Raw genomic sequence first — 23,770 nt, forward strand, 5'->3', positions numbered from 1 at the left:
CTGCCCCCGATGCCGCTGGACGGCGTAGGCCTCAGAAAGGGCTGGTCAAACCGAGCTTCTTTCCAATCTCCTACCGCTGAAATGTCATGCAACAATCACACTGGAGTCTGTGGGATCACAAACGTCGGGCCCGCCTAAGCCTCGCCGTCAAGCCAGCCGATCTTGCTCTTCAGGAACCGAAAGCCCAGCACCTCGAAGCCGGCGCGCTCGCTGCTGTCCCGGCCGTAACCATGGCCGCCCGCCGCCGGCTCGTAGAAATCGGCCTCGTAGCCCATCGCCTGGAGCTTCGCGGCCATCTTTGATGGCAAGCCAATCGCGATGGGGGAGCATCCAGATGTTGCTTGGCAAATTGATTCTAGTCGTGGCACCGGATTCGTCACCGAGCCAGCGGGCAAAATTGAAGGCGTCCACCCCATCGACGAACCACATCCGCGGCGGCGCAACGGTGTGGTCGACATCCCAGCCGGCTCCGACATGATCGGCTGCGATCTCAAAGATCACCGGCGCTTGATCCGCCTGCGTACCGCGACGCCAGAGCCTCACCGTACGCGCATAGCCGGAGGTCGTCGCCATGCCCTGCCCATGAGAGCTCGACAGCACCAGCGTATCGCGATCGAGCCACTCAACCCCGCCCTTGGCTTCCTGCAGGACGAAGCCATCGCTGACAAATGTCTTCGCGCCGGTATCGAACTCACGCAAGGTGACGGCATCGCTGCCGCCGCGCGATAGGCTCAAAATCATCCGTCTATGATCGCCGGCCAGTGAGGCCGTCGCTTTCAGAAGCCAGTCTTGGCCTTCGCTGATAGCGAGCTGATCGATGTCGAGCAGAACTTCCCATGAAGGCTTCGGCATGCGAAATTCTTCCAGAGAGGTTCGTCGCCAGACGCCGCGTGGATTGTTGGCGTCCTTCCAGAGATTGTAGAGGTAGCCGCCGCGCCGGCTGACATAGGGGATATTGTCAGGTCGGTCATAAATCGAGGTCAGCGCATCGCGATCCCGCTCCAATGCCGCGCCGCCAAACACCTGCAGCGTCTTGCCATTCTGCCACTCGACAAATTTCAGCGCCTGCGCGCCTTCGATCAGTTCCAACCACAGATAGGGATCATCATCTGGAGCGGAAGGCGTGGGCTTTCCAGCCAGCGACTTTGTCGTCGCGCTTGCTTTGATCACGCTTCACTCCATCCCTGGCATTGATGCGCACTCCCCACATGGCACCGCATCAAAGCTTTCACATATTGCATCCGTAGTTCCTTGATCTGGCCGCCGCGCGGCGTTCATTTAATGCGAATTGCCATGTCTGCGTCAGTTCCATCCACTGCTGAAGTTGGTAGTTGATTTGGGCGCGCTCTGACGCATCACATCCTCAACCCTTGGACCCCAAGCTGCCGGTGGCAACTTCATCTTCGATGCCAGCTCGGCTTGTGGCGAGTGGCACGATATTACCGAGCGGCTTGGGCGACACCGTAGATGATAATCGCTGCTGCAAAGCGCCACTCCAAACCGCCTTAAGACACCAAATGCTGGTCGGCTCCGGGCCAAACAGGTCGGAGCGCAATCGATAAGATCTAACAATACAGAAGCAGCTCACTATGCGTGGTCGCGTTGGTGTGGCTATCTTGAATGAACTCTACTCGACTGCGGCACCGGCCTTCACCTGCCGGAACGATACGGGTCGTACACGACAATCGGTTCAACCAGTGGCGCAAGGCGGCTATCTGGGATCGGTCTGATGAATGCTGTCATCAAGGCTCACGATGGCAGTTCGATTGTAAGTATCCATCAGCACGCCTCCGGGGCCAAAAAAGAGTGGAGATCGTTGTGTGGGCCGAAGCCGAGGAGGCCTCACCACCAAGACCCACGCGCGGGTCGACACGAAAGCGCGCGGTCCCCCTCCAAGATCTCGCCCGGTGCGGTCCACGGCGCCTGGCCGACGCCCTGCTCGAGGCCTAGATTTAGGAGACTGGCCAACATAGGCATCTCGCCAAAGGCTTCCCGTGATTGATACTCGGTTTCGAAGTGCCGGCCTCGCTTGTTGCGCTCTACCGGTTCTACGCGCACTGCCGTGTGGGTTCTAAGAAGGTCTTGATGGCCGCCTCAATCGGCCAATTTTTGGCGAAGCTTCTTTCGGCGTCATCAAAGCCGGGGAGCACGGAAGTCGCTCTTCCGCGTAAACCATTGAGATAATGGATGAATTGTGCCGAGGCATGATAATGCTAGCGCTAGCTGCTGAAAATCAGCGCCAGGGCCGGGTTAAAACATTCGTATAGTTCTCCAGCTCCTTTCGATAGTTTAGGATCATGAGTAACCAGCTTACTAAGTTCAGGTTCGGACGCTCAGCCACGCAGTTTTTTCGCGCTGGCGTTGATGACGCTAACCTCGTTGTACCTTCACTCCCATTTCGCCGCGACGGCGTTCGGCTATTTGGAAATGATATTGGTGTTTTCTCTGATGGGCAGCCTCATAGCCTCTGCCATGCTTTTCATCTTGCCCTTCGCTGCTTTGGCCTACTTCTTTGCGCCGCCCACTTTCAATCTGAATGATCCACAGGATCTTCCTGTGGTTGTGGCCTTTCTTGTTGCCTCAATTGTTGGAACGCACCTGATCGGAAAAGTCCGCCGAGAAAGGGAGGTTGCGCTTGAGGCCGCAGCCGGGCTCCGGCGCAGCGAGGCTGAGTTGCGCGACCGCGAGAAACAGTGGCGCGAAATCTTCGAGCATAACCCGGTCATGCAATTCATGGTCAATGCCACCGGAATGGTCCTGAACGTCAACACGTTTGGCGCAACACAGCTCGGCTATGCGCCCTCGGAGCTTGTCGGGCATTCCGTGCTGAAGGTATTTCTGGAAGAAGATCGTCCGTTTGTTCGCGAGCGCGTCGGGCTGTGCATTGAAACGGTCGGCCAATCGCACACTTGGGAGATCCAGAAGATCAGGAAGGATGGCTCGGTGCTGTGGGTGCGCGAAAACGCCAAAGCCATGCAGTGGGCAGAAGACAAGCTCGTCGTCCTTATCGCTTGCGAAGATATCACCGAGCGAAAGCGGACGGAAACTGCCCTGCGGCGGAGCGAAGCCCATCTGGCCCAGGCGCAGGAATTGAGCCGCACCGGCAGCTTCGGCTGGAACGTCGCCACCGGCGAGGTCCACTGGTCAAAGGAGACCTTTCGTATTTTCCAATACGATCCGTCGACGAAACCGATCCCGCAACTCGTCGTTGATCGAACCCATCCAGAAGATCGGGCTGCCGTGCGAGAGACCATCGAACGAGCGCTCCAAAACGAAGAGGATTTCGAGCACGAATACCGACTGCTGATGCCGGACGGCTCGGTGAAGCACCTCCACGCGCTGGCACGAGCCATTAGAACCGCCTCTGGTGATATCGAGTTTGTCGGCGCAGTGACGGATATTACGACTGCAAAGCAGGCGGAACAGCAGTTGCGTCGTAGCGAGGCCTATCTGGCCGAAGCCCAGCATCTCAGCCACACGGGCAGTTGGTCCTGGGACGTCGACCGTCTCGAATTTGTGTATCGCTCCGCCGAAATCGATCGTCTGTTTGGCTTCGATCCGGAACAGGCTGTATCGATAGAGACCATCCGGTCGCGTATCCATCCAGACGACTTGCCGCGGCTTCAGGAAGTGCCGCGCCAGGCTATCAAAGACAAGGGAGGGCATTTCGAATATGATTTCCGAATCCTTCTTCCAGATGGCGCGATAAGGCGCATACATTCCGTTGCGCACGCCGTGGTCGGCAGCGATGGCAACGTCAGCGAGCTCATCGGAACGCATATGGATGTAACCGAGCAACATGCGGCCAGGGAACGACTGGAAGGGGCTCTTGCTGCGTTGCGCGAAAGCGAGCAGCGGTTTCGCGACTACGCCGAAACGGCCTCCGACTGGCTCTGGGAGACCGGGCCGGACCACCGGGTCATCCTTTTATCGGAGCACACCAGCACAGCAGGCATTCTGGCCACAGAGGTCGTCGGCCTGCTTCGCTGGGAAATTGCGCGCGATGTCGAAGCAGAACCCGAGAAGTGGCGGCAGCATCGGGCGACACTCGATGCACGTCTTCCATTTCGCGATTTCATCTATAGCACCGTCACCCAGATGGAATCTCCAATTTACGTCCGGACCAGCGGAAAGCCATTTTTTGATGCTGCCGGCAATTTCCTCGGCTATCGCGGCGTCAGCACTGACATCACCGCAACCATCCGCGCAGATCAGGCCGAACGAGAACTGCGGAAGGCACAGGCAGAGCTCGCGCACGTGACGCGCGTGACGACGCTGGGCGAGCTGACAACCTCCATCGCCCACGAGATAAGCCAGCCGCTCGCCGCCATTGTCACCAATGGCGAGGCTTGCCTGGGTTGGCTTGGTCGCGAGACTCCTGATCTTTCGGAGGCGCGCTGCTCAGTGGAGTGGATCATCGAGGACGGGATTCGGGCGAGCGAGGTGATCCGCCGCATCCGCGCGCTTGCGAAGAAAGGCGAGATCGAGATGGTGCCGGTCGATATCAATGACATCGTCAAGGAGGTAATCGCGCTGGTGACACGCGAGCTGGTCAGCCATCAGGTGTCGTTACGGACCGAGTTGACGCCGGCCCTCCCCTTGATCCTGGGTGACCGGGTTCAACTGCAACAGGTGATCACAAATCTGGTGATGAACGGGATTGAGGCCATGCAGACGGTCAGGGACCGGCCGCGCGAACTGGTGATTCGGTCATCCCAGGACGATATGGGACGCGTGCACCTTGCCGTGACTGATTGCGGTGTCGGGATCACCGAGGACGACGCGGATCGCGTGTTCAATCCCTTTTTTACCACTAAATCAAGCGGCCTTGGAATGGGGCTTTCGATCTGCCGTTCGATCGTGGAGGCTCACGGAGGGAGCCTGTCGATCGCCCGCGAGCAAGAGCCGGGCGCGACTTTTCAATTCGCCCTTCCGTTGCATAAAGAGGTCGTGTCGTGACCGGGCGCTCCGACTCGCCGCACCAAGGCGTGAAGACCGAGGAGCCGAGCGGAAGGGCGATCGTGTTCGTGATCGACGACGACGTCTCAATGCGTCGTTCGCTCGCGAATCTTTTTCGATCGGTGAACCTGGACGTTGCTGCGTTCGGATCGGCCCAGGAAATGCTGCAAGGCAACCTTCCGAAGGTTGCCAGCTGCCTCGTCCTTGACGTCAGGCTTCCTGGATTGAGCGGCATCGAGCTGCAGACTGAGCTAGCCAAGTTGAACCTTCACATTCCGATTATTTTCATAACTGGCCATGGCGACATTCCAATGAGCGTCAAGGCCATGAAGGGTGGAGCGGTCGATTTTCTTACCAAGCCGTTTCGCGATCAGGAGCTGCTTGACGCTGTCGTCGCCGCGACCGAACGGGATCGCAAGAGGCGGGAAGTTGAGAAGACGGTTGCGAACTTGCAGTCCTTGTTCGAGACCTTAAGCCCACGCGAACAGGCAGTGATGAAACTGGTCGCCGCCGGCCTGATGAACAAACAAGTAGCCGCAGAGCTCGAGCTCGCCGAAATGACCGTCAGGATCTATCGCGGACGGGTGATGAAGAAAATGGGCGCACGGTCGCTGGCCGATTTAGTCAGAATGGCTGAGACCCTCGGAATTTGTGCCAACCACCCCGAATAAGCCTAAGTATGAGTTTACATTTTCATCCCGCACGCCCACCTTGGTCCACAAGCCTACCCTTGGTCCAGGCGGCTATGCTTCGGCAAGCGCCTTTCCCGCGTTAGGAGGGGATCGTCTTGTCCACGCCTCCGCTCATTTCCATCGTCGATGACGACGGGTCGGTCCGTGCTGCGATAAATAATCTTTTGAAATCCCGCGGCTATATCGTCCATACATTTGTGTCGGCCGAGGAGTTCTTGCGCTCGCCCCATCTGAACGGAACATCGTGTGTGATTGCGGATGTGCAGATGTCGATTATGAGCGGCTTGGACCTGCTGACACATATGCGGGCCCAGGGTTACAGTGCACCGTTCATTTTCATCACTGCCTTTCCCGATGATCGCGTTCACGCCCGTGCGCTGAGCGCCGGAGCGATTTGCTTCCTGGCCAAGCCCTTCGCCGGACAGCACTTGATCAGGTGCCTTGATACCGCACTGGATCAGCGTCGCGGCGGAACCAGCGCATGAGACGATGAGCACCGCAGTCTACTCAACTCAAACTTCGGCGCGGCCCGCGGAACCGCGCGCGCCATACCACAAGGTCGATGAGGACCTCGGCCTCACGAAGCAGCAATCCTTGGCGATTGGGCTCTTTTATTGAAATTCTTCGTTCGCTATTACCGATCCAGGCGCCCACCGAGCGCGATTTTCTAAAGTTTCCCGGATCCTCGATCGCTGCAACGAAGGAGGAAGCTGTTACCGCGCCGATGCCAGGGATCGACGCAACCAACTGGCATTGCTCACCTCACTCGCGCGGGCTGAAGCAACAAGCTGCTTGCTCAATTCAGCGGCGCGGGCGCGCATGCCCCTCCAGGTATCGAGCAACGGCTTGATAATCTGCTTGAGGACGGCATTGTTCGCCAGCTTGCTGCACACATGGCCCTCAAACACGCGTCCTGCCCCCTTGGGAACGACTAGATCGAACGTCTTCATCAGGCCGCGGATCTGGTTGGACAGCTGGGTTGTCATCTTGAGCAGTTGGTTGCGCGCTGCGACCAGCGTGCGAACCAGCATGCTGTCAAAGCTCTTCACCCGCACCTCGCGGTAAAAGCCGACCTCGGCAAGATGCGAGAGCCCATCCGCGTCATTTGCGTCGGTCTTGTTTGGCGCCATATCTAGCGCCGCCTTGGCGTGCCGCGCATCTATGCAAATCGCTGAACACGATGCGTTCCGCGTTCGCTTGCGGATGACATCGGCTATCAGCTTGGGATCGGATGGGCATTTTCCGCGCCAGATCCGCTTGCCTCCTTTGCGCACCGAGACGATTGTATCTTTCAATGACACGTCGAGGCCGATAAACTGCTTCATGGTTGTCTCCCGTTTGATGCTGGGCCCGGCGTCGAGTCGAGACCGTATTTCATCCTATCGGGGGGCAACCACCTTAATCCAACGCATCACAATCGCGCCGGTGTTCCCAACCCCGCGATTACCCTATGTAAGTCGTCGTCTGTGAAGAAGACCTAAGCCACTGAACGGGAATCTCGATTAGGGCCAAGGGGCGTTTCCGGATTGCAAGGTTTTGCTGCTTTGAGCGCCGGAACCTTGCGATTTCGTTTTCGGGATTCCCTCGAAGCGGGAAGCATGATTCCTTGTCTGCATCGGAGGGGACGATGCGGCCGAAGAAGCACCAGACGACTGGATCGAACGATCTGTTCCGGGCTCGGCTCGACCAGATCATCAATCTGAAGCACGAACTGGTTTTGCTCGCTGGCAAGATCGACTGGGACTGGATCGACGGCGAGATTGCGCCGCTCTACAGCGAGCACGGCCGGCCAGGGATCGCGACCCGCTTCATGATCGGTCTGCTGCTGCTCAAGCACATTTACGGGCTATCCGACGAGGGGGTGTGCGAGCGCTGGGTCCACGACCCGTATTTCCAGTACTTCACCGGCGAGGAGTTCTTCCAGCACGCCTTCCCGCATGAGCGCTCTGACCTGAGCCACTGGCGCAAGCGGCTCGGCGAGAAGCTGGAGCTGCTGCTGGCCGAGAGCCTGCGGGTGGCGCACGGCGCCGGCCGCCTTGCGCCGCAATGACCTCAAGCGGGTCACGGTCGACACCACGGTGCAGCCGAAGGCCATCACCTTCCCGACCGACGCCAAGCTGCTGCATGCGGCGATCCGGGGACTGAACCACTTGGCGAGCAGGCACGGCGTGCGGTTGCGTCAATCCTACCTGCGGATCGCCAAGAAGGCAGCGATGATGGCGGGACGCTATGCCCACGCCAAGCAGTTCAAGCGACATCAGCGGCAGTTGCGTATCCTGCGCAGCCGGCTGGGCCGGATCATCCGCGATATCCGCCGCAAGATCGAAGGACAGACGGCGCTCGAGCAGACGTTCGCACTTCCGCTCGGCCGCGCCGCGCAGATCCGCTCGCAGCAGCAGCGCCAGCGCGGCTGGAAGCTCTATTCCTTCGATAGCGGTGTTTTGACCGCACCTTGCGGCGGCGCTGACGATTCGTCAGATGTGGATCGGTTTGGCGAGATCGGTTCACATATATGGTCGACGATATATTTGACAATTCGCGGCCGTTTGGCCGTTTTGAAGTCCGGACTGGTGTTGGCCGCCGGCGTCGCTGGACCGAGGAACAGAAGGGCCGGATTGTCGCGGAGTCGTATCGCGCTGGAGCGGTTGTTTCGGAGGTTGCGCGACGGTACGAGATCAGTCCTCAGCATTTGTTTGCGTGGCGCAAAAGCAGCACGAGGGGGATTACTTGTACTCCCGAATGAAGAGGGGCTGACGTTCGTTCCCATTGTGACGCCCGGGTACAATTCGACGGCGGTTGGGAATCCACAGGAAAGCCGACTGATCACGATCGAGATCGCGGGCGCGGTGGTTCATGCTGGACCTGGTGTTGATCTGATCTTTCTGACTGACGTACTCCGTGCGGTAAAAGCTGCGGCATGATTACGGCAGGCCTACGGGTTTTGATTGCGACGAAGCCGGTTGACTTCCGCCGGGGGGCGGATGGGCTGGCGGCACTGGTGCGCGAGACGCTTGGCGAAGATCCATTCTCCGGCACAATTTATGTCTTCCGCTCGAAACGTGCGGACCGTGTGAAGATGGTTGCCTGGGACGGCACCGGGCTGGTGCTATTGTGGAAGCGGCTTGAAAGCGGAGCGTTCAAGTGGCCTCCAATCACCGACGGCGTGATGCGACTGACGTCGGCGCAATTGGCCGCGCTTGTGGATGGGATGGATTGGTCGCGGCTGCATGCGCGCGACGTTACGCGGCCGACGGCGACGTCGTGAAAGCTGCGACTTTTTGAATCAGATCAGGTTTGAGAGCAACACAACTGAACGCGAATCTGATTCTATATCGTCATGCCGATCGATGCTTCCCCTGACGATCTCGATGCCTTGCGAGAGCTGGTGGTTCAGCTGTCGAGCGAACGCGATGCCGCGCTGGAAGAATGCCGGCGCGTGGCGGAGCAGAACGATCGGCTTCGCCATTTGTTGCAGCAACTTCGGCGTGCGCAGTTCGGCCGCAAGTCCGAACGTCTTGACCCTGAGCAGCTGCAATTGGCAATCGAGGATCTTGAGACGGCGGTGGCGGCGGAGGATGCCGAACAAGACAAGACAGCGCCAATAGAAGAAGCTCCGAAGAAGAAGCGGAAGACCAATCGGGGATCGCTGCCGGCGCATCTTCCACGCGTGCATATCACGCTTACTCCCGACAGTACGGCATGCCCCTGCTGCCATGGCCTGATGCATGTGATCGGCGAGGAAACCGCCGAACGCCTCGACAAGATCCCCGCGCAGTATCAGGTGATCGTTACACACCGGCCGAAATACGGCTGCCGGTCATGCGAGAGCGCAATCGTGCAGGCGCCAGCGGCGGAGCGCTTGATCAAGAGTGGCATTCCCACAGAAAACCTTGTCGCCGATGTCGTGGTCGACAAATACGCCTGGCACAAACCACTTTACCGCCAGGCGCATATCATGCGGCTGCAGGGCTTACCGGTCGATCGCTCGACATTGGCTGGTTGGGTTGGCGCCGCCGCAGCCGAAATCAAGCCGGTCTATCTACGGATGAAAGAAATCGTGCTCGCTTCGGCGAAAATCGTGGTCGATGAAACCCGCGCGCCGGTGCTCGATCCCGGGCGGGGCCGAACCAAGACCGGCTACTTCTGGGCGATCTCGCGGGATGATCGACCCTGGGGCGGGCTGGATCCCCCGGCCGTTGTCTATACCTATGCGCCCGGCCGCGGCGGCGAGCATTGCACGGCATTGCTTGCAGGCTATACCGGCATCGTTCATTGCGACGGATACACGGTCTATAAGCAGTTGGCCGATCCGCAGCGCGACGGCGGTCCAGCGACGCTGGCCTTTTGCTGGACGCACTGGCGTCGCGGATTTGTCGAGATCGACGAGGGCGGCCCGGCACCGATCGTGCATGAGGCGCTGGAGCGGATTGCAGCGCTGTACGCGATCGAGAATCGGATCCGCGGTCGCAGTGCCGATGAACGCCGCGCTATCCGTCAGATGGAGACCAGGCCGCTCGTCGAGGCGCTGAAAACCTGGCTTGAGAACAGGCTTGCGGCGGTCTCAGACAAGAGCACAATTGCCGAGGTGATCCGCTACGGCTTCAATCATTGGCCAGGCTTGGTGCGCTTTCTCGACGATGGCCGCATCGAGATGGATACCAACAGCGTCGAGCGCGCGATGCGGCCTATAGCTCTCAATCGCAGGAATAGCCTCTTCGCAGGCCACGATCAGGGCGCGGTCAACTGGGCCTGCATGGCTTCGCTGATCGAAACGGCAAAGCTGCAAGACATCGACCCCAAACCGTACCTTGCTGATATCCTCAGCAAACTCGTTAATGGTTGGCCGATGGCGAAGATCGACGAATTATTGCCCTGGGCATGGGCTCAGCACAGCAAAGCCCGCCTTGCTGCATGATCAAATCTGCCATCAGTTCGGTGGCAGCGCCTCGGAAATCTCCTGCGCCTCGCTTGCATCGGCGAAAACCTCCTCGCGGATCACGCGCATCGTCACCTGATGAAGGTAGGCTCGCAGAGCTTGGTCAAGTTCGGAAAACTCGGGCCACAGGACTTGGTCGAGAAACCGCTTCGGTGCCCTGATCATGACCGTGTTGCGCCGCTGCCGATAATAGCGGTAGGGCTTCAAGCCATAGCGTCGGCACAGTGCAAGAAACAAATGGCGCGACCATTGATCAGGCATCGAGAACTGCATCTCAATCGATGGATCCTGCCGGCTGAGTTCTCCTAGACGCGCCCGGACACGTTCCAGCGCCGCCTCCGCAGCGAGCCGTTCGCCGGCCGTCCCGGCCCCAGCGAACAGGGCCTCGATCTTCCGCAACTTCTCGCGCAACTTGGATTCGGTCGACATCGGTAGTCTCAGGCTTTGTCCTGAGTGAAGCCCAACATCCGCATTGCGCGCGGTCAACCGACCACCGTCGATATCCACGTCATTCATTAGCCACGTGGGGTCAAAACACCGCTATCATTCCTTCCATGCCCCAGAGGTGGAGTGCATCGGCAAGGGCAAGGCCAGCGCACCTTATGAGTTCGGCTTCAAGGCCTCCATCGTCACCACCAACCGCCGTGGCCCCGGCGGCCACTTCGTGCTGCATGCCAGGGCGCTGCCGGACACCCCCTACGACGGCCACACCCTTGGCGGCGTCATCGCAGACACCGGGAGGCTCACCGGTTGTCCGATCGAGCGCGCCTATGTCGACAAGGGATACCGCGGCCATGGCACGGAGAACCCGCGCCGCGTCTTCATCTCAGGCCAGAAGCGCGGCGTCTTCGGCGTCATCAAACGCGAGCTGCGACGCCGATCCGCCATCGAGCCCATCATCGGGCACTTGAAGGCCGAAAGCCACCTCGGCCGCTGCTATCTCAAGGGCCGCGCCGGAGACGCCGCCAACGTCATTCTCTCCGCCGTCGGACACAACTTCCGCCGCATCCTCGCTTGGCTGAGGGATTTTTGGTGCCTCTTCCTCACCGCCCTCATCGCAGCCTTCACCGCCCAATCAACACTCAGATCGGCTTCTTAACGGACGACTACGCACCGCGCTCTTCACATCGAGATGCACACCTCTTGAACGCCATCATGCGGCGGCTCCTGGAGAGACGACCGCGGAAAGAACCATGAACCCGGCAGTGGATCACTTTGTCTATCGGGGTTGACACCGTGCCCGCGATTAAAGAACGGACCGCATATTTGGGTGGCCGAGCGCCTGTGATTCAAGCTCCCAAATTGGGGTTTAAGGCCGCTGATATGGATCGAGCCAGAACTCGGCGGTTCTCTGGAGCACTCATCATCGTCATGTGGTTGCCTGGAATTGGCACAGCATGAATGGCCGCTGCACTCAAAACTTGGTCCCAACCGCGTATGGGTGAACTGGCCTCTGTGGCATAAAACTGATGTATTTCAACTGGCAGGGATGGAACTTGGTATAACTGCAGCGCCCTTCGAAATTGGGCAATTCTTGCACACCTCAAAGCGTCAATTTCGAGATCATGATCTAGAGATAGCGCCCCAAGTTGCTGCGCCTTTTCAAGCAACTGGGCAACTGAACTTTGTCTAGCAAAGTGCTCCAACACTTCGAACCGCTCATCATCCAAGGGCTTGAGAGACTCTAGCACCATTTCTAGTACTATTTTGGCTGGCGACATGCTCAATGGATTTGCAGGTAACGTAACATCGATGAAAGCCATGAATGACACAGTTTCATCGAGGCTTAGTAAGCGCTGGGCAATTGCGTAGGCCAAGAATGCCCCTGAGGAATATCCGGCGAAGCGATATGGGCCTTGCGGCTGAATCTCTTTGATCGCCGAGATTAGTTGCGAGGCTATCGCCTCAAGAGTTGGCGAACAAAGTTCATCGAAGGACGGCCATGGCAGAGCATAGACAGGACAGTCTATGTCCATTTCTTTGACCAAACTGACGACATAGGAACAATCCCCCAAACCTGTAGGAACAAAGAAGAGTGGCGCTTGCGATCCCGTTACACGAACGGATAGCACTCCAGCTGCATTGCGGTGCGGCTGCTGCAACTCAACCTTCGACGTAAGTTTCTGCAAAACAGGGGCTTGGAAGAGGTCGGCGGCGCTGAGCTTCAGCCCAAGATCGAGCGCTCGACTGAGCAACTGCACCGCCAAGAGCGAGTGACCGCCCAGTTCGAAAAAGTGGTCGTGGCGCCCGACCCGCTCAACACCCAGAAGCTCGGCCCAGATCGTCGCCAGCGCCGTCTCGATCTCGCCTTGCGGCGCCTCATAGGCGGCGCGCGCATACGCCTCATCCTTAGGCGCCGGCAGGCCTTGCGGTCGAGCTTGCCGTTCACCGTCAAGGGCAGCGCCGCAAGGTGCACAAACGCCGACGGCACCATGTAGTCCGGCAGCCGCGCACTTAAGTGCGTGCGCAAGGTGCCGGCAAGTTCGCTTCCATCCAGCCCATCCGAGCCCGCCTCGGACGCGCACACCACATAGGCGACCAGCCGCTGCTCGCCGGCGCGGTCCTGGCGCGCCACCACCACCGCGTCACGCACCGCGGCGTGCTCGACGAGCCGCGCCGCGGTGTCGCCCGGCTCGATCCGGAAGCCGCGGATCTTCACCTGGTCGTCGTTGCGGCCCAGAAACGCCAGATTGCCGTCCGGCAGATAGCGCGCAAGATCCCCGCTCCGGTACATCCGCGCCCCCCGGCTCAGTGCTGAACGGATCGGCCAAAAACCGCTCCGCGGTCAGCTCGGGACGGTTCAGATAGCCCCGCGCCACTCCCGCGCCGCCAATGTAAAGCTCCCCTACGGCCCCAAACGGAACAGGCGCGCCATCACCATCCAGCAGATAGATCCGCGTGTTCGCAATCGGACGGCCGATCGGGATGTTCGCAGATACAGCCATTTCTGTCGGAACGTCATAAAAGATACAACCGACAACTGTTTCGGTTGGGCCATATTCATTCACCATTCGGGCCGTGGGCTGGATCTTGCGCCACAACTCAACTGTTGAATGCGACAGCGCTTCACCGCCGATAATAAATGATTCAACTTGGCTGGCAGCGGAGTCCGCCAGCATCTGTTGCCCAAGAGCATCCAGATGGCTCGGGGTGATCTTGATTGTTCCGCATTCCGCGCTGATCTTTGCTTTTAACCCCTCGACCTCTTGTCCCTCCATCATAAGATCTGCATGGCCACCACAGATCAAAGGTGCAAACAGGCTGGTAACTGTTGCATCAAAGGCCAGAGGAGAGGAGACCACGGAGGATGATCTGGAATCGTAGGCATGACAGGCCCAGCACAGATAATTTGTCAATCCCCGATGCTCGACCATGACGCCCTTGGGCGTTCCGGTGGATCCCGAGGTGTAGATCACATAGGCGAGATGGCGCGAGGTCAGACCGAGGGCGCGCGGGTCCGGGTTCGCGGCCGGCAGCTGCGCCCACGCCGGGGTCGCCGTCTCCAGGTCGACCACCGTCAGATCGAGTAGCGCATCGCTGCCCAGCGCCGATCGTCCCGCCGCATCGGCCAGCAGCAGAGGCGGTGCCGCATCGTTGAGCACCTGGTGCAGCCGCGCGCTCGGATAGGCCGGATCCAGCGGCAGATACGCCCCGCCCGCCTTGAGGATCGCCAGCAGCCCGACCACCATCGCGATGCTGCGCTGAAGGCAGATCGCCACCGGCTGGTCCGGCCTGACCCCGAGCGCGATCAGGTGGTGCGCCAGCCGGTTCGCCCGCGCATTGAGCTCGCCATAGCTTACGCGTTCCTCCGCATCGACCACCGCCACCGCATCCGGCGCTTTGCGCACCTGCGCCTCGAACAGCTCATGGATGCACTGCTGCTCGGGATACGGCGCCGCCGTCCGGTTCAGCTCCTCCAACAGATACGCGCGCTCAGCGGACGGCAGGATATCCAGCTCGCGCACCGGCGTGTTCGGCGCCTGCTCCAGCGCGTCGGCCAGTTGCTCGAGCGCGCGCTGCATGTAGCCGCAGACCCGATCCGCGGAGACGGGCTCCGCCACCTGCGCCGTCAGACCGAGCGCCTCGCCAAAATCATCCACCGACAGGGTCAGCGGATAGTTGGTGCGTTCCTCCCCGCCCAGCCATTCCACGCCGCCCAGCCCAGCATCCGGTCCGCAAGCGAGCGCCGGCGCGGTGTGGCGGTAGTTCAACAGCGCGCTGAACAGCGGCGCCGGCGCCGCAACGCCGCTGCAGCGTTGCGCCAAGGCCAGCGAGGCATGCTCATGCGCCAGCAGCTCGGCCAGCCGGGCGTGCGTGGTCCGCACGCTCGCCTCGACCCCGGTGCCGTCCAGATCAAGCCGCAGCGGCAGCGTGTTGATGAACAGGCCCATGGTGCGGTCGGCACCCGCGCCGCCATGCATGCGGCCAAACAGCACCGTGCCGAACACCACCTGCTCGCGGCCGCTGCTGCGCGCCACCACCTGTCCCCACGCCAGATGGCACAGGCTGGCCAGGCTCACCCCAAGCCGCCGCGCCTGGCTGCGCAATCGCGCGTTGAGCGCCTGCGGCAGCCTCCGATGCGCCTCATGAACCCCGCAGCCGTCGCCGTGGACCTCGCTTAAGCCAAACGGCGTGGTCGGCGCATCGATGTCCCCCAGTAGTCCCCGGAAGAACTCTTCATGCGCTTTGGTACCAACGCCCAGGCGCGCCTGCGCCACCAGGTTGCGGAACGGCTGCGGGGCGGCCAGCTCATGGTCGCGCCCGCCGAGCACGGCCTTAACCTCGGCATGCATCACCTCCAGCGTCGTGTGATCCCCGATCAGATGATGCTGCAGCTGCAAGAGCAGCCAGCGCGCGCTGCCGGGCTCGCGCGCGATCACAAACCGCAACAGCGGGGCCCGGCCAAGATCGATGCGGTGCTGGCGCGGATCAAACCTCAGCCTGAGCTGCGCGTGGCCAGGACCGCCGGAGCCATCCAGCTCGACCTCGGTCACATTGAGTGGCGCGTTCCGCCACACCACCTGGGCCGCGCGCGACAGGCCCTCCCAGACAAACGACGTCCTTAAGATGTCGTGCCGGTCCACCACCCGCTGAACCGCGGCAAGATAGCGGTCCAACACGCCACGGTCGGCAAACGCCATCTGCGACACCAGCAGGTACGGATCGCCTTGGCGGGCCAACAGATGATGGAACAGGATGCCGTCCTGCAGCGGCGACAAGGCATAAATATCCTGGATGTTGCCGACGCCGCCGGGCACCGTGGCGAGGAGCCGGTCGATCTCTCCCTGCGTCAGCTCGATCAGCGGCAGCATCTGCGGCGTGATCGAGCGGCTCTCTGCCGTGATCAGGTTGGCCGGCACCGCCACCTCGTGATGACTGCGCAGGCTCGCGGCCAGATCCGCCAGCACCGGCCTGGCGAACAAAGTCCGCACCTCCACCCCCAGCGACAGCCGCCGCAGACGCTCGATCAGCTGCACCGCCAAGAGCGAGTGGCCGCCCAGTTCGAAGAAGTGGTCGTTCCGTCCGACCCGCTCAACACCCAGAAGCTCGGCCCAGATCGTCGCCAGCGCCGTCTCGATCTCGCCTTGCGGCGCCTCATAGGCGGCGCGCGCATACCCTCATCCTTAGGCGCCGGCAGGCCTTGCGGTCGAGCTTGCCGTTCACCGTCAAGGGCAGCGCCGCAAGGTGCACAAACGCCGACGGCACCATGTAGTCCGGCAGCCGCGCGCGCCTTGGTGCGTGCGCAAGGTGCCGGCAAGTTCGCTTCCATCCAGCCCATCCGAGCCCGCCTCGGACGCGCACACCACATAGGCGACCAGCCGCTGCTCGCCGGCGCGGTCCTGGCGCGCCACCACCACCGCGTCACGCACCGCGGCGTGCTCGACGAGCCGCGCCGCGATCTCGCCCGGCTCGATCCGGAAGCCGCGGATCTTCACCTGGTCGTCGTTGCGGCCCAGAAACGCCAGATTGCCGTCCGGCAGATAGCGCGCAAGATCCCCGCTCCGGTACATCCGCGCCCCCGGCTCAGTGCTGAACGGATCGGCCAAAAACCGCTCCGCGGTCAGCTCGGGACGGTTCAGATAGCCCCGCGCCACCCCCGCGCCGCCAATGTAAAGCTCCCCTACGGCCCCAAACGGAACAGGCGCGCCATCACCATCCAGCAGATAGATCCGTGTGTTCGCAATCGGACGGCCGATCGGGACAACGGCCCCATCAAAATCAGCCGGGCAGCTCCACGCTGTCACGTCGATCGCAGCTTCCGTCGGACCGTAGAGATTATGCAGGCCAGTCCCAGGCAATACGCGCCGAACCTTGTGCAAGCTGGCGGCAGGAAGCGCCTCGCCACTGCACAACAGGCGCTGCAGCGATGTGCAGCGATCAACCCCCTTCGTATCGATAAAGCTGACCAGCATCGATGGTACGAAGTGTGCCGTGGTGATGCGTTGGCTGATGATCAAGTCCACCAATGCATCGGGGTCTTTGTGCGCATCCGGAGGCGCCAGCACCAAGGTCGCACCTTCAAGCAGCGTCCAGAAGAACTCCCAGACCGAGACATCGAAGCCAAATGGCGTCTTCTGCAACACGACATCAGTTGCCTTGAGACCATAGGCTCTTTGCATCCAGATCAGCCGATTGATGATGGCCCGATGCTCATTCTGTGCCCCCTTGGGCGTTCCGGTGGATCCCGAGGTGTAGATCACATAGGCGAGATGGCGCGAGGTCAGACCGAGGGCGCGCGGGTCCGGGTTCGCGGCCGGCAGCTGCGCCCACGCCGGGGTCGCCGTCTCCAGGTCGACCACCGTCAGATCGAGTAGCGCATCGCTGCCGAGTGCGGCGCGGCCGGCCACATCGGCCAGCAACAGGTGTGGGGCCGCATCGTTGAGCACCTGGTGCAGCCGCGCGCTCGGATAGGCCGGATCCAGCGGCAGATACGCCCCGCCCGCCTTGAGGATCGCCAGCAGCCCGACTACCATCGCGATGCTGCGCTGAAGGCAGATCGCCACCGGCTGGTCCGGCCTGACCCCGAGCGCGATCAGGTGGTGCGCCAGCCGGTTCGCCCGCGCATTGAGCTCGCCATAGCTTACGCGTTCCTCCGCATCGACCACCGCCACCGCATCCGGCGCTTGGCGCACCTGCGCCTCGAACAGCTCATGGATGCACTGCTCCGCCGGATAGGGGGCCGCCGTCCGGTTCAGCTCCTCCAGGAGATACGTACGCTCAGCGGACGGCAGCAGCTCAATGCGCCCGACCTCTTGCCGCGCATCGGCAACCATCGCCTGCAGCAGCGCCAGCAGATAGCCTCGTTGCCGCTCGATTGTCGTCTCATCGAACAGCGCCGTAGCATAGCCCAGCGTTCCCGCGATGACCTCGCCATGCTCGCAAAGGTTCAGCTCCAGATCGAACTTGACCTGATCGAAGCCGTCTGCCGCCCCCTCCACACGCAGCCCAGGAAGGTCGAAGGCCGGGGCGGCGTTGTTCTGCCAGGCCAGCATCACTTGGAACAACGGCGTGTGATCAAGACGCCGTGGCGGCTGCACGATCTCCACCACCTGCTCAAACGGCAGGTCCTGATGCTCCTGCGCTCCCAAGGCCGTGCGCCGCGTCCGCGCCAACAGCTCCGACACGCTCGGCTCCCCCGACAGGTCAAGCCGAAGCGCCAGGGTGTTGACGAAGCAGCCGATCAGCTCTTCGACCTCGCGCCGACCGCGATTGGCGCTCGGCACCCCGATCACTATGTCGTCCTGCCCCGACAGACGCGACAGCACCGCCGCCCACGCCGCCAGCACCGTCATGAACAAGGTCGTGCCATGCCGCTGGTTCAGCCGCCTCAAACCCCGCGTCAGATCCGCATCGATCACGACAGGCACCATGGCCCCGGCAAACGACTGCTCTGCCGGCCGCGGCCGGTCCGTCGGCAAGGCCAGACGGGCCGGCGCGCCAGATAGATTGTTGCGCCAATACTGCGCCTGGCTCTGCAGCCGTTCCCCTGTTAGCCACCGCCGCTGCCAGGCGGCATAGTCCGGATACTGGATCGCAAGCGGCGGCAGCGGATCGTCTTGTCCAGCCTCAAACGCCCGGTACAGCTGACTGAGTTCACGCGCCAACACGCCCAGCGACCAGCCATCCGAGACAATGTGATGCTGGGTCAGCAGCAAGACGTGCTCCTCGTCCGACATCCGGATCAGCCGGCCGCGGATCAGCGGCCCCCGCGCCAAATCGAACGGCGTGCGCGCCTCTTCACGGCACAGCTCCAAAAGCGCGGCGTCCGCATCTCCCCGGGCGCGCAGATCATGCTCCGTGACGGGCAGCCCCGCATCCTTCGGCAGAACCTCGACCCGAGGCTCACCCTCTGAGGCGACAAAGACACTGCGCAGCGCCTCGTGACGGGCAAACAAACGGTCAAGGCTGCGCTGCCAGACGCTGCGGTCGAGCGCACCTTGCAGCCGCCACGCCAGCGGCATGTGATAGCTCGTGCTGCCCTGATCCAGCTGCGCCAAAAACCACAGCCGCTGCTGCGCAAACGACAACACGAGCGCCGCATCACGCGACACGGCCACAATGGCCGGGAGGTCTTGCGGACCGCGGCGGCTCATCTCGACCACGCTTTCCGCCAGATCGGCCAGCACCGGTTTGGCAAACAGCCTCGTCAGCGGCAGTTCGACACCAACAGCCTGCGACAGCCGGCTTGAGAACTGCACCGCCAAGAGCGAGTGGCCGCCCAGTTCGAAGAAGTGGTCGTTCCGTCCGACCCGCTCAACACCCAGAAGCTCGGCCCAGATCGTCGCCAGCGCCGTCTCGATCTCGCCTTGCGGCGCCTCATAGGCGGCGCGCGCATACGCCTCATCCTTAGGCGCCGGCAGGCCTTGCGGTCGAGCTTGCCGTTCACCGTCAAGGGCAGCGCCGCAAGATGCACAAACGCCGACGGCACCATGTAGTCCGGCAACCGCGCACTAAGTGCGTGCGCAAGGTGCCGGCAAGTTTGCTTCCATCCAGCCCATCCGAGCCCGCCTCGGACGCGCACACCACATAGGCGACCAGCCGCTGCTCGCCGGCGCGGTCCTGGCGCGCCACCACCACCGCGTCACGCACCGCGGCGTGCTCGACGAGCCGCGCCGCGATCTCGCCCGGCTCGATCCGGAAGCCGCGGATCTTCACCTGGTCGTCGTTGCGGCCCAGAAACGCCAGATTGCCGTCCGGCAGATAGCGCGCAAGATCCCCGCTCCGGTACATCCGCGCCCCAGGCTCAGTGCTGAACGGATCGGCCAAAAGCCGCTCCGCGGTCAGCTCGGGACGGTTCAGATAGCCCCGCGCCACCCCCGCGCCGCCAATGTAAAGCTCCCCTACGGCCCCAAACGGAACAGGCGCGCCATCACCATCCAGCAGATAGATCCGCGTGTTCGCAAGCGGACGGCCGATATGCGGCACAATGTCGACGAAAAGCCGTCCCGAGGTCGCCACGACCGTCACTTCAGTGGGGCCGTAGTTGTTTATTAGCTTGAGAGCCGCTGGTAGAGGCGCAGGCACACGCTGGAGACGATCCCCGCCAACAAGCAAGTACTCCAATGTGGGATTTACCAGCTTATCTTCTAACGCGATCGTGGCGAGCGGCGTGATCAAAAAGGCGGAGTCCAGCGATTGATCACGCCACCATTGCAGCAAAAAGGAGAGATCTCCTGCCAGCGCTCTGGGCGGGAGCAGCAATGTGCTGCGGTTACATAACGCAGACCATAGCTCCCAAGTGCTGGCATCGAATGCTAGTCCAGCCGTGAGCGCACAGCAGGTTTCGGGTTGCGGACAAAACGTTTGCACATGCCATGCTATAAGATTGACCAATCCCCGATGCTCGACCATGACGCCCTTGGGCGTTCCGGTGGATCCCGAGGTGTAGATCACATAGGCGAGATGGCGCGAGGTCAGACCGAGGGCGCGCGGGTCCGGGTTCGCGGCCGGCAGCTGCGCCCACGCCGGGGTCGCCGTCTCCAGGTCGACCACCGTCAGATCGAGTAGCGCATCGCTGCCGAGTGCGGCGCGGCCGGCCACATCGGCCAGCAACAGGTGTGGGGCCGCATCGTTGAGCACCTGGTGCAGCCGCGCGCTCGGATAGGCCGGATCCAGCGGCAGATACGCCCCGCCCGCCTTGAGGATCGCCAGCAGCCCGACCACCATCGCGATGCTGCGCTGAAGGCAGATCGCCACCGGCTGGTCCGGCCTGACCCCGAGCGCGATCAGGTGGTGCGCCAGCCGGTTCGCCCGCGCATTGAGCTCGCCATAGCTTAAGCGCTGGTCCTGATAGACCACCGCCACCGCATCCGGCGCCTTGCCCACCTGCGCCTCAAACAGCTCATGGATGCACTGCTGCTCGGGATACGGCGCCGCCGTCCGGTTCAGCTCCTCCAACAGATACGCGCGCTCAGCGGACGGCAGGATATCCAGCTCGCGCACCGGCGTGTTCGGCGCCTGCTCCAGCGCGTCGGCCAGTTGCTCGAGCGCGCGCTGCATGTAGCCGCAGACCCGATCCGCGGAGACGGGCTCCGCCACCTGCGCCGTCAGACCGAGCGCCTCGCCAAAATCATCCACCGACAGGGTCAGCGGATAGTTGGTGCGTTCCTCCCCGCCCAGCCATTCCACGCCGCCCAGCCCAGCATCCGGTCCGCAAGCGAGCGCCGGCGCGGTGTGGCGGTAGTTCAACAGCGCGCTGAACAGCGGCGCCGGCGCCGCAACGCCGCTGCAGCGTTGCGCCAACGCCAGCGAGGCATGCTCGTGCGCCAGCAGCTCGGCCAGCCGGGCGTGCGTGGTCCGCACGCTCGCCTCGACCCCGGTGCCGTCCAGATCAAGCCGCAGCGGCAGCGTGTTGATGAACAGGCCCATGGTGCGGTCGGCACCCGCGCCGCCATGCATGCGGCCAAACAGCACCGTGCCGAACACCACCTGCTCGCGGCCGCTGCTGCGCGCCACCACCTGTCCCCACGCCAGATGGCACAGGCTGGCCAGGCTCACCCCAAGCCGCCGCGCCTGGCTGCGCAATCGCGCGTTGAGCGCCTGCGGCAGCCTCCGATGCGCCTCATGAACCCCGCAGCCGTCGCCGTGGACCTCGCTTAAGCCAAACGGCGTGGTCGGCGCATCGATGTCCCCCAGTAGTCCCCGGAAGAACTCTTCATGCGCTTTGGTACCAACGCCCAGGCGCGCCTGCGCCACCAGGTTGCGGAACGGCTGCGGGGCGGCCAGCTCATGGTCGCGCCCGCCGAGCACGGCCTTAACCTCGGCATGCATCACCTCCAGCGTCGTGTGATCCCCGATCAGATGATGCTGCAGCTGCAAGAGCAGCCAGCGCGCGCTGCCGGGCTCGCGCGCGATCACAAACCGCAACAGCGGGGCCCGGCCAAGATCGATGCGGTGCTGGCGCGGATCAAACCTCAGCCTGAGCTGCGCGTGGCCAGCACCGCCGGAGCCATCCAGCTCGACCTCGGTCACATTGAGTGGCGCGTTCCGCCACACCACCTGGGCCGCGCGCGACAGGCCCTCCCAGACAAACGACGTCCTTAAGATGTCGTGCCGGTCCACCACCCGCTGAACCGCGGCAAGATAGCGGTCCAACACGCCACGGTCGGCAAACGCCATCTGCGACACCAGCAGGTACGGATCGCCTTGGCGGGCCAACAGATGATGGAACAGGATGCCGTCCTGCAGCGGCGACAAGGCATAAATATCCTGGATGTTGCCGACGCCGCCGGGCACCGTGGCGAGGAGCCGGTCGATCTCTCCCTGCGTCAGCTCGATCAGCGGCAGCATCTGCGGCGTGATCGAGCGGCTCTCTGCCGTGATCAGGTTGGCCGGCACCGCCACCTCGTGATGACTGCGCAGGCTCGCGGCCAGATCCGCCAGCACCGGCCTGGCGAACAAAGTCCGCACCTCCACCCCCAGCGACAGCCGCCGCAGACGCTCGATCAGCTGCACCGCCAAGAGCGAGTGGCCGCCCAGTTCGAAGAAGTGGTCGTTCCGTCCGACCCGCTCAACACCCAGAAGCTCGGCCCAGATCGTCGCCAGCGCCGTCTCGATCTCGCCTTGCGGCGCCTCATAGGCGGCGCGCGCATACGCCTCATCCTTAGGCGCCGGCAGGCCTTGCGGTCGAGCTTGCCGTTCACCGTCAAGGGCAGCGCCGCAAGGTGCACAAACGCCGACGGCACCATGTAGTCCGGCAGCCGCGCACTTAAGTGCGTGCGCAAGGTGCCGGCAAGTTTGCTTCCATCCAGCCCATCCGAGCCCGCCTCGGACGCGCACACCACATAGGCGACCAGCCGCTGCTCGCCGGCGCGGTCCTGGCGCGCCACCACCACCGCGTCGCGCACCGCGGCGTGCTCGACGAGCCGCGCCGCGATCTCGCCCGGCTCGATCCGGAAGCCGCGGATCTTCACCTGGTCGTCGTTGCGGCCCAGAAACGCCAGATTGCCGTCCGGCAGATAGCGCGCAAGATCCCCGCTCCGGTACATCCGCGCCCCAGGCTCAGTGCTGAACGGATCGGCCAAAAACCGCTCCGCGGTCAGCTCGGGACGGTTCAGATAGCCCCGCGCCACCCCCGCGCCGCCAATGTAAAGCTCCCCTACGGCCCCAAACGGAACAGGCGCGCCATCACCATCCAGCAGATAGATCCGCGTGTTCGCAAGCGGACGGCCAATCGGGACAACGGCCCCATCAAAATCAGCCGGGCAGCTCCACGTCGTCGCGCAGACTGTTGCTTCGGTAGGTCCATAGGCGTTGACAATAGATGCTGCAGGCAAGGCTCGGATAAGCTCGGCCTTCGGGAGCTCTCCAGCAAGAACGAGAAGTTGCGACGCCAAATATTCCAGATGCTGGCTTCCCTGAAGCAATGCTGGAGGCAACGTCGCATGCGTGATGGCTTCGTTTCGCAGATAGTCCGATAGCTCTTTGGTCGATTGACGGATCTCACCCGCAGGCAAGTGCAAGGCGGCTCCTGAGCCAAACGCCATGACAAGCTCTGAAACACTTGTATCAAAACCAAAGGAGGCGAACTGCACCACTCTACTGTTGGAACAAGCGCCAAAAAGCACATTCTGAGCCAACTCCAGATTGACCAATCCCCGATGCTCGACCATGACGCCCTTGGGCGTTCCGGTGGATCCTGAGGTGTAGATCACATAGGCGAGATGGCGCGAGGTCAGACCGA

General features: G+C 62.2%; 13 protein-coding genes and 5 pseudogenes. 9 read left to right on the forward strand and 9 right to left on the reverse strand.

Features of this window, described 5'->3' with window-relative positions:
- Window positions 1-297: 297 nt before the first annotated feature.
- Window positions 298-1,170, reverse strand: a pseudogene (locus tag ACFXS9_RS03815) (S9 family peptidase); the annotation flags it as partial.
- Window positions 1,171-1,683: 513 nt separating this feature from the next.
- Between ACFXS9_RS03815 and ACFXS9_RS03820 the strand changes: the two are divergent.
- The 4 genes and pseudogenes from ACFXS9_RS03820 to ACFXS9_RS03835 form a co-directional block, all read left to right on the forward strand.
- Window positions 1,684-1,871 (forward strand): annotated as a pseudogene (locus tag ACFXS9_RS03820) (IS5/IS1182 family transposase); the annotation flags it as partial.
- A 493-nt stretch (window positions 1,872-2,364) separates the two neighbouring features.
- Window positions 2,365-4,959, forward strand: a complete 2,595-nt coding sequence (locus ACFXS9_RS03825; protein WP_392687239.1) for a PAS domain S-box protein — start codon at window positions 2,365-2,367, stop codon at window positions 4,957-4,959.
- Window positions 4,956-5,630 carry a response regulator transcription factor gene (locus ACFXS9_RS03830; RefSeq protein WP_082637734.1) on the forward strand — a complete coding sequence of 225 codons (675 nt, stop codon included), beginning with the start codon at window positions 4,956-4,958 and terminating at the stop codon, window positions 5,628-5,630. The genes ACFXS9_RS03825 and ACFXS9_RS03830 overlap by 4 nt, the downstream gene beginning before the upstream one ends.
- Before the next feature lie 116 nt (window positions 5,631-5,746).
- On the forward strand, window positions 5,747-6,136 hold the full coding sequence (locus ACFXS9_RS03835) for a response regulator transcription factor (RefSeq protein WP_392685309.1): 390 nt from the start codon (window positions 5,747-5,749) through the stop codon (window positions 6,134-6,136).
- Between the two features lie 85 nt (window positions 6,137-6,221).
- Here the strand turns inward: ACFXS9_RS03835 and ACFXS9_RS03840 are convergent.
- Window positions 6,222-6,976: pseudogene (locus ACFXS9_RS03840) on the reverse strand (transposase); the annotation flags it as partial.
- Window positions 6,977-7,278: 302 nt separating this feature from the next.
- Between ACFXS9_RS03840 and ACFXS9_RS03845 the strand changes: the two are divergent.
- The 4 genes and pseudogenes from ACFXS9_RS03845 to tnpC all read left to right on the forward strand — a co-directional run.
- Window positions 7,279-8,080, forward strand: a pseudogene (locus ACFXS9_RS03845) (IS5 family transposase); the annotation flags it as partial.
- An 83-nt stretch (window positions 8,081-8,163) separates the two neighbouring features.
- The gene (locus tag ACFXS9_RS03850; protein ID WP_392687242.1) at window positions 8,164-8,394 is read left to right on the forward strand and encodes a transposase; all 231 of its coding nucleotides are present in this window, start codon (window positions 8,164-8,166) and stop codon (window positions 8,392-8,394) included.
- 174 nt (window positions 8,395-8,568) lie between these two features.
- Window positions 8,569-8,916, forward strand: a complete 348-nt coding sequence (tnpB, locus tag ACFXS9_RS03855) for an IS66 family insertion sequence element accessory protein TnpB (RefSeq protein ID WP_108522829.1) — start codon at window positions 8,569-8,571, stop codon at window positions 8,914-8,916.
- A 72-nt stretch (window positions 8,917-8,988) separates the two neighbouring features.
- Complete coding sequence (tnpC, locus tag ACFXS9_RS03860) at window positions 8,989-10,566, forward strand: IS66 family transposase (RefSeq protein WP_392685312.1); 1,578 nt, start codon at window positions 8,989-8,991, stop codon at window positions 10,564-10,566.
- Window positions 10,567-10,578: 12 nt separating this feature from the next.
- On the opposite strand, the gene ACFXS9_RS03865 is transcribed toward tnpC, so the two are convergent.
- On the reverse strand, window positions 10,579-11,016 hold the full coding sequence (locus ACFXS9_RS03865) for a hypothetical protein (protein WP_392685314.1): 438 nt from the start codon (window positions 11,014-11,016) through the stop codon (window positions 10,579-10,581).
- A gap of 109 nt (window positions 11,017-11,125) precedes the next feature.
- Here ACFXS9_RS03865 and ACFXS9_RS03870 point away from each other — a divergent pair.
- Window positions 11,126-11,686 (forward strand): annotated as a pseudogene (locus tag ACFXS9_RS03870) (IS5/IS1182 family transposase); the annotation flags it as partial.
- A gap of 190 nt (window positions 11,687-11,876) precedes the next feature.
- Here ACFXS9_RS03870 and ACFXS9_RS03875 read toward each other — a convergent pair.
- From ACFXS9_RS03875 to ACFXS9_RS03900, 6 genes are all read right to left on the reverse strand, one after another.
- Window positions 11,877-12,869, reverse strand: a complete 993-nt coding sequence (locus ACFXS9_RS03875; protein WP_392687245.1) for a thioesterase domain-containing protein — start codon at window positions 12,867-12,869, stop codon at window positions 11,877-11,879.
- Window positions 12,752-13,246, reverse strand: coding sequence for a hypothetical protein (locus tag ACFXS9_RS03880; protein WP_392687248.1), 495 nt, complete (start codon window positions 13,244-13,246; stop codon window positions 12,752-12,754). The genes ACFXS9_RS03875 and ACFXS9_RS03880 overlap by 118 nt, the downstream gene beginning before the upstream one ends.
- The gene (locus ACFXS9_RS03885; protein WP_392687251.1) at window positions 13,173-16,166 is read right to left on the reverse strand and encodes an amino acid adenylation domain-containing protein; all 2,994 of its coding nucleotides are present in this window, start codon (window positions 16,164-16,166) and stop codon (window positions 13,173-13,175) included. Before ACFXS9_RS03885 ends, ACFXS9_RS03880 begins: the two co-directional genes overlap by 74 nt.
- Before the next feature lie 87 nt (window positions 16,167-16,253).
- Window positions 16,254-19,448 (reverse strand): amino acid adenylation domain-containing protein, encoded by a 3,195-nt coding sequence (locus tag ACFXS9_RS03890; RefSeq protein ID WP_392687254.1) that lies wholly within the window; start codon window positions 19,446-19,448, stop codon window positions 16,254-16,256.
- 28 nt (window positions 19,449-19,476) lie between these two features.
- Entirely contained in the window at window positions 19,477-22,644 is a 3,168-nt protein-coding gene (locus tag ACFXS9_RS03895) for an amino acid adenylation domain-containing protein (RefSeq protein WP_392687257.1), read from the reverse strand.
- Entirely contained in the window at window positions 22,533-23,741 is a 1,209-nt protein-coding gene (locus ACFXS9_RS03900) for an amino acid adenylation domain-containing protein (protein ID WP_392685317.1), read from the reverse strand. Before ACFXS9_RS03900 ends, ACFXS9_RS03895 begins: the two co-directional genes overlap by 112 nt.
- Window positions 23,742-23,770: the final 29 nt, after the last annotated feature.

Origin of the sequence: Bradyrhizobium sp. RDI18, assembly GCF_043203335.1 — a bacterium.
Classification (GTDB): Bacteria; Pseudomonadota; Alphaproteobacteria; order Rhizobiales; family Xanthobacteraceae; genus Bradyrhizobium; species Bradyrhizobium retamae.